The following is a 5,848-nucleotide window of genomic DNA, read 5'->3' as shown; positions in this document are numbered from 1 at the left end:
TGCTGGAAATAACGGAAGACCGATATGGGCAAACCAGTACGATCCTGATCAGCCAGTTGCCGGTGGAGCAATGGTACGGGGTGATGGAAAACCCTACGGCGGCCGATGCCTTCCTGGATCGGCTGATCCACAACGCCCACAGACTGGAGCTTAAGGGAGAATAATTAAGGAAAAATAGCCCGGTAGTGGAAAGCGCAGAAGAAACACGCTAACACGATAAAAAAAGTTAGGTTCCCGGATGATCTATACGATGCGAAAACGTGATCGACCTTAGATGCGAATCGATGATCGATCGCATGCGAATATACATGTAATAATACTTTTAGGTATTGATAACACCAAAAGGTATTGCTATTTCACTTGAAAAGTAATAGAGAATGCTATAAAGTTATTCGTATGAAAACGATGAACACTTTGGCAGAACGACTCAACCATGCGATGTCGCTGACGGGAATGACTCAGGGGCAACTGGCACGTGCCGTTAACATGGCTCAGCCAACCATCTGGCGCTTGACCTCCGGTCAGGCGAAAGGAACCTCGCGTATCATTGATATCGCCGATGCGTTGGGAGTCCGTCCGGAATGGCTGGCAAAGGGTGATGACCCTATGCGTGCGCCCGCGGCAGCACATTACGACTCGCGCTCCAACGTTCCGCCGGAATCCCAGTGGGGAACGGTTGATGTGTGGGACAGCCACACCCCCTTGCGGGATGATGAAGTGGAAGTGCCGTTTCTGAAAGATATTGAATTCGCCTGCGAGACTGTGCGCATCATGAATGAAGATCATAACGGGTTTAAGTTGCGGTTTTCCAAATCGACCTTACGCCGCGTCGGTGCGAATTCCGATGGCTCCGGCGTACTCTGTTTCCCGGCCAAGGGCGACAGCATGGAGCCATTTATTCCCGATGGCACCACCGTCTCCGTCAACACCAACGATAAGCGTATTATTGATGGAAAGATCTACGCCATCAGCCAAAACGGTTGGAACCGCATTAAGTTGCTGTATCAGGTTGGGCCAAACACGGTTAGCATCCGCAGTTACAACAGTGCTGAGCATCCCGTGGAAGAGAAATCCCTCAGCGAAGTCGATATTATCGGGCGCGTATTCTGGTGGGCGGTGCTGGACTACTGATTCCTGTGCCAGCACTGTGCACAAAAAAGGCTGTTTACCAACGGTCGCAGACTGCTGAAAAGTCATTGTCCCCCCTCGTCATCCTCGGCGAAAGCAGGGGATCTCTGTTAGACGAAACCTGTTTCTCCTGTAGGAGGTTCCCGCCTTCGCGGGAATTACGGAGGTGTGCGTGAATGACGGAATTGGGCTGGAAGGATGGAGGTGAGTCGGTGACACTCACCCCTCGTGCAACCCACACTCCCGTTTCAAACCAAAGAATCGCGTTTCTTCTTCGCGCATTCCCTGTTCCCATTTACGCGTGGTGTGCGTATCCCCTACGGACAGGTATCCTTGATCCCACAGCGGATGGTAGGACAAACCGTTCTGCTTGAGGTATTGATACACCTGCCTGTTATCCCAATCGATAATCGGCAACACCTTGAAGACACCGCGTTGGATAGCCAGCACCGGTAGATGTCCACGGCTGCCCGACTGCTCGCGCCGTAACCCGGCAAACCAGGTTTGTGCTTGTAACTCACTCAGCCCACGATTCATCGGTTCTACTTTGTTTAGCTGGTTGTACTGTTCAATGCCTTCAACGCCCTGTTCCCACAGCTTGCCATAGCGTGCTTCCTGCCAGGCTGGGGAGTGCTCGGCACGATACACCTTCAGATTGAGTTTCAACTGCTCGGTCAGTGTATCGATAAACTGGTAGGTCTCCGGAAACAGGTAGCCGGTATCGGTGAGGATAACCGGAATATCAGGGCGCAGTTGCGTGACCAGGTGCAGGCTTACCTCCGCCTGAATGCCGAAACTGGAAGAGAGAACGTACTCTCCCGGCAAGTGCTCCAGCGCCCAGGCTACGCGCGCCCCGGCGGAGAGCGTTTCCAACTGTGCGTTAGTTTCTGCCAGCGCTTGCGCCTGCTCCGGTTTGGGTAGCGCATTGAGCGCGTCAAGAGAGAATACCGACATCATGCCTCCCGGTTAATCGTAAAAATCACGCGCCGGATCGAGCACCGGCTTGATAATGCCACTACGAATCGCAAAGTCACCAAACCCTTCTCCCTGCTGGCGCCCCAGCGCCCAGCGGCCAATCAGACTATCCAATTCGCTCAGGATTTCCGCCTGCGTGATATTTTCGCGATACATACGCGGAATGCGCGTACCTTCGCGGTTACCGCCCAGATGCAGGTTGTAGCGCCCAACGGCTTTCCCCACCAGACCAATTTCCGCCAGCATGGCGCGGCCACAGCCGTTCGGACAGCCGGTTACCCGCAGTACGATATGCTCGTCGCCCACGCTGTGGCGCTGCATAATGCCTTCCACCTCGGTGACAAATTCCGGCAGAAAACGCTCGGCCTCCGCCATCGCCAGCGGACAGGTTGGGAAGGATACGCAGGCCATCGAGTTTTTACGCTGCTCGCTGACGCTATCGTCAATCAACCCGTGCTCGCGCGCCAGCGCTTCAATCTTCGCTTTATTGCGCGTACTCACGCCTGCCACAATCAGGTTTTGATTCGCCGTGAGGCGGAAATCCCCTTTATGGATTTTGGCGATTTCAGCCAACCCGGTTTTCAACTGGCGCACCGGATAATCGAGAATACGGCCATTTTCGATAAACAGCGTCAGGTGCCATTTGCTATCGATGCCTTTCACCCAGCCAATGCGGTCGCCACGGCCAGTAAATTCATACGTGCGCACCGTTTCAAAGGTCACGCCCGCGCGCTTTTCCACTTCACGTTTGAAGGTGTCAACGCCGACACGCTCCAGCGTATATTTGGTTTTGGCATTTTTGCGGTTGGTGCGATTACCCCAGTCACGTTGCGTGGTCACCACCGCTTCGGCCACGGCCAGCGTATGCTCAATCGGAATATAACCCAGCTCACTGGCAGTGCGCGGATAGGTTGCCTTATCGCCGTGGGCGATAGAAAGGCCGCCACCTACCAACACGTTGAAACCGACCAGACGGCCATTATCGGCAATAGCGATAAAATTAAGATCGTTGGCGTGAAGATCGACATCGTTTTGCGGCGGGATCACTACCGTAATTTTGAACTTGCGCGGCAGATAAGTAGCACCGAGGATCGGTTCTTCATCGGTGGTAGCGACTTTCTCTTGATCCAGCCAGATCTCAGCGTAGGCACGGGTACGTGGCAACAGATGCTCGGATATCTTCTTCGCCCAGTCATAGGCCTGCTGATGCAGCTCGGATTCCACCGGGTTAGAAGTACAAAGCACGTTACGGTTCACATCGTTGGCAGTCGCCAACGCATCCAGCCCCAGATGGTTCAGTAACTGGTGCGCCGGTTTCACGTTCGGCTTCAGAATACCGTGAAACTGAAAGGTTTGGCGGTTGGTGATACGAATGCTGCCATAAAGCGTGCTCTCGGCGGCAAATTTATCAATCACCAACCACTGTTCCGGCGTCATCACGCCACCGGGCAAACGGCAGCGCAGCATCATGGCATGACGCGGCTCCAGCTTTTGCTCGGCACGTTCAGCGCGAATATCGCGGTCATCCTGCTGATACATGCCGTGAAAACGGATCAGCAAAAAGTTATCGCCGTTAAAACCGCCCGTCAGCCCTTCCTGCAAATCTCCAGCAATGGTACCGCGCAGGTAGTTACTTTCCCGCTTCAGGCGCTCCGCATCAGCGAGTTTCCCTTTTACCACTAACGGGACGGGATAACGTTCATCGATTGGTAATTTTTCGCTCATTGATAAAGATCTCGCTAGTACACATCGCGCTGATAACGGCGCTCAAGGCGCAGTTCACTTAAAAACTCATCGGCCTGTTCGGCATCCAGACCGCCGTGGGTAACGATGATGTCCAGCAGCGCCTGCTCCACATCTTTCGCCATACGGTTGGCATCGCCACACACGTAAAGATGTGCGCCATCCTGGATCCAGCGCCACACCTGTTCACCTTTCTCGCGCAGTTTGTCCTGCACATAGATCTTGTGTGCATGATCGCGCGACCAGGCCAGATCGATATGCGTCAGCAGCCCGTCTTTCACATAGCGCTGCCATTCCACCTGATAGAGAAAATCTTCGGTAAAGTGCGGGTTACCGAAAAACAGCCAGTTTTTGCCTTCGGCACCGTCCGCTTCGCGCTGTTGCATAAAGGCACGAAACGGGGCAATGCCAGTGCCAGGTCCGATCATGATGACGGACGTCGAGGGATCGGCAGGCAGGCGGAAGTGATCGTTATGTTCAATAAAGACCTGAATATCATCGTCTTCATTCAAACGATCCGCCAGATAACCTGATGCACCGCCCGTTCGCGCACGTCCCTCATAGTCGTAGCGCACCACACAAACGGTGATATGCACTTCGCTTTCGGCTTCATCTTGGGAAGAGGCAATGGAATAGAGGCGCGGTGTCAACGGGCGTAACCAGCCAATCAGTTGCTCCGGCGTCAATTCCGTCGGTGCCTGACGCACCATATCCACCAGCGGCGTGCGCTGGGCGAACTGTTGCAGCGCTGGCTTTTCAGCCACCAACGCCAGTAACGCATCGTTGCGGGACAACGCGGCGTACTTCTCCACCAGAGGCGCCGTGTTTTGCGTTAGTTCGAAATGGCGTTGCAGCGCCTGTGACAAAGGCAATGTCTCTCCCGCCACGGTTACAAGCTCATCCCCTTTCAACCACAGCAATTCCAGTAACTCTTGTACCAGCGCCGGATCGTTTCGATACCACACGCCAAGCGCATCACCCGGCTGATAGCGCAGCCCAGAATCCCCGAGATCGATCTCGATATGGCGCACATCCTTATCGGACGCACGCCCCGTGATTTTCTGATTCACGGCGAAACTCGCCGTGTAAGGCGCGGTTTTACTGTACGGACTGCTAGAAATTTCATCCCGCGTTACGCTGGCGCTCGCCTGAACCACCGCAGCACCTTGTGCCGGTATACGCGCCTGAAGGATATCAACAATCTGCCGACGCCACTGCTCAGCGGCCGTCTGATAGTCAACATCGGCGTCCACGCGATCGAGCAGGCGCTCTGCACCCAGCTCTGCCAATCGACCATCAACATCTTTACCGGCTTTACAGAAGAATTCGTAAGAGGTATCCCCCAATCCTAACACCGCAAACGACGTGGTTTTTAGAGCAGGAGCTTTTTTGGAAAACAGGAATTTATGCAGCGCCACGGCTTCTTCCGGCGGTTCCCCCTTCCCTTGCGTGGAGGTCACCACCAGCAACAGCGTTTCCTGCGCAATTTGCTTAAATTTATAATCTCCTGCATTCACCAGCGTGACCGCAAGCTTGGCAGCCAGCAAATCGTCACGCAGTTTTTCCGCCACGCGGCGGGCATTGCCCGTTTGCGATGCGGAGATAAGGGTAATGCTTTGGGCAGACGCAGCGGCACTGACCGGAAGCGAAGCGGCCGACACGGCACCGCTCTGAGCCCAATTGCCCTGCGCGACGCCCCAAAAATAGCCTGACAGCCAAGCCAGCTGTGCTGGAGAGAAATCCCCCGTGGCGCTCTGCAAACGCGCAAGCTGCTCGGAACTAAGCGGCAGCAACGAAACCGGAGTGGTCATCATGATTTCAGTGTCCTTGTAAGTCGTCCCGCCATATAGCGATATTTATGGGTCGTGTATTCAATATGTTGATTGCAGTGTGAAATGTCAGGTTTTGGATGTGGAATACAGTGGCTAAAGTTGATGTAAGATGCCCGTTTTGTGAACAGACATCTCCTGTGAAAAAACACGGTTATGGCAAAAGTGGCCAT

At 54.2% G+C, this 5,848-nt stretch carries 5 protein-coding genes and 1 pseudogene; 3 read left to right on the top strand and 3 right to left on the bottom strand.

Going from position 1 to position 5,848, the window contains the following annotated elements; all coding sequences use genetic code 11:
- A partial coding sequence (locus tag QZ506_RS02810) for an ATP-binding protein (protein ID WP_291968921.1) occupies positions 1-164 on the top strand: 164 nt, incomplete at its 5' end.
- Positions 165-396: 232 nt separating this feature from the next.
- Positions 397-1,131: a S24 family peptidase gene (locus QZ506_RS02805; protein WP_291968918.1), complete on the top strand. Its 735-nt coding sequence runs from the start codon at positions 397-399 to the stop codon at positions 1,129-1,131.
- 216 nt (positions 1,132-1,347) lie between these two features.
- On the opposite strand, the gene cysH is transcribed toward QZ506_RS02805, so the two are convergent.
- The 3 genes from cysH to cysJ are packed head-to-tail and all read right to left on the bottom strand — an operon-like array spanning position 1,348 to position 5,657.
- The gene (gene cysH, locus QZ506_RS02800; protein ID WP_291968915.1) at positions 1,348-2,082 is read right to left on the bottom strand and encodes a phosphoadenosine phosphosulfate reductase; all 735 of its coding nucleotides are present in this window, start codon (positions 2,080-2,082) and stop codon (positions 1,348-1,350) included.
- A gap of 12 nt (positions 2,083-2,094) precedes the next feature.
- Entirely contained in the window at positions 2,095-3,810 is a 1,716-nt protein-coding gene (gene cysI, locus QZ506_RS02795; protein ID WP_291968919.1) for an assimilatory sulfite reductase (NADPH) hemoprotein subunit, read from the bottom strand.
- Between the two features lie 32 nt (positions 3,811-3,842).
- On the bottom strand, positions 3,843-5,657 hold the full coding sequence (cysJ, locus tag QZ506_RS02790) for an NADPH-dependent assimilatory sulfite reductase flavoprotein subunit (protein ID WP_291968912.1): 1,815 nt from the start codon (positions 5,655-5,657) through the stop codon (positions 3,843-3,845).
- Positions 5,658-5,767: 110 nt separating this feature from the next.
- On the opposite strand from cysJ, the pseudogene QZ506_RS02785 reads away from it, so the two are divergent.
- A pseudogene (locus QZ506_RS02785) lies at positions 5,768-5,848 on the top strand (IS1 family transposase); the annotation flags it as partial.

It is taken from the genome of Candidatus Symbiopectobacterium sp., assembly GCF_020054415.1.
Classification (GTDB): domain Bacteria; phylum Pseudomonadota; class Gammaproteobacteria; order Enterobacterales; family Enterobacteriaceae; genus Symbiopectobacterium.
Note: the sequence above shows the minus strand (reverse complement) of the source record. Positions and strands in the feature narration are given on the sequence as shown.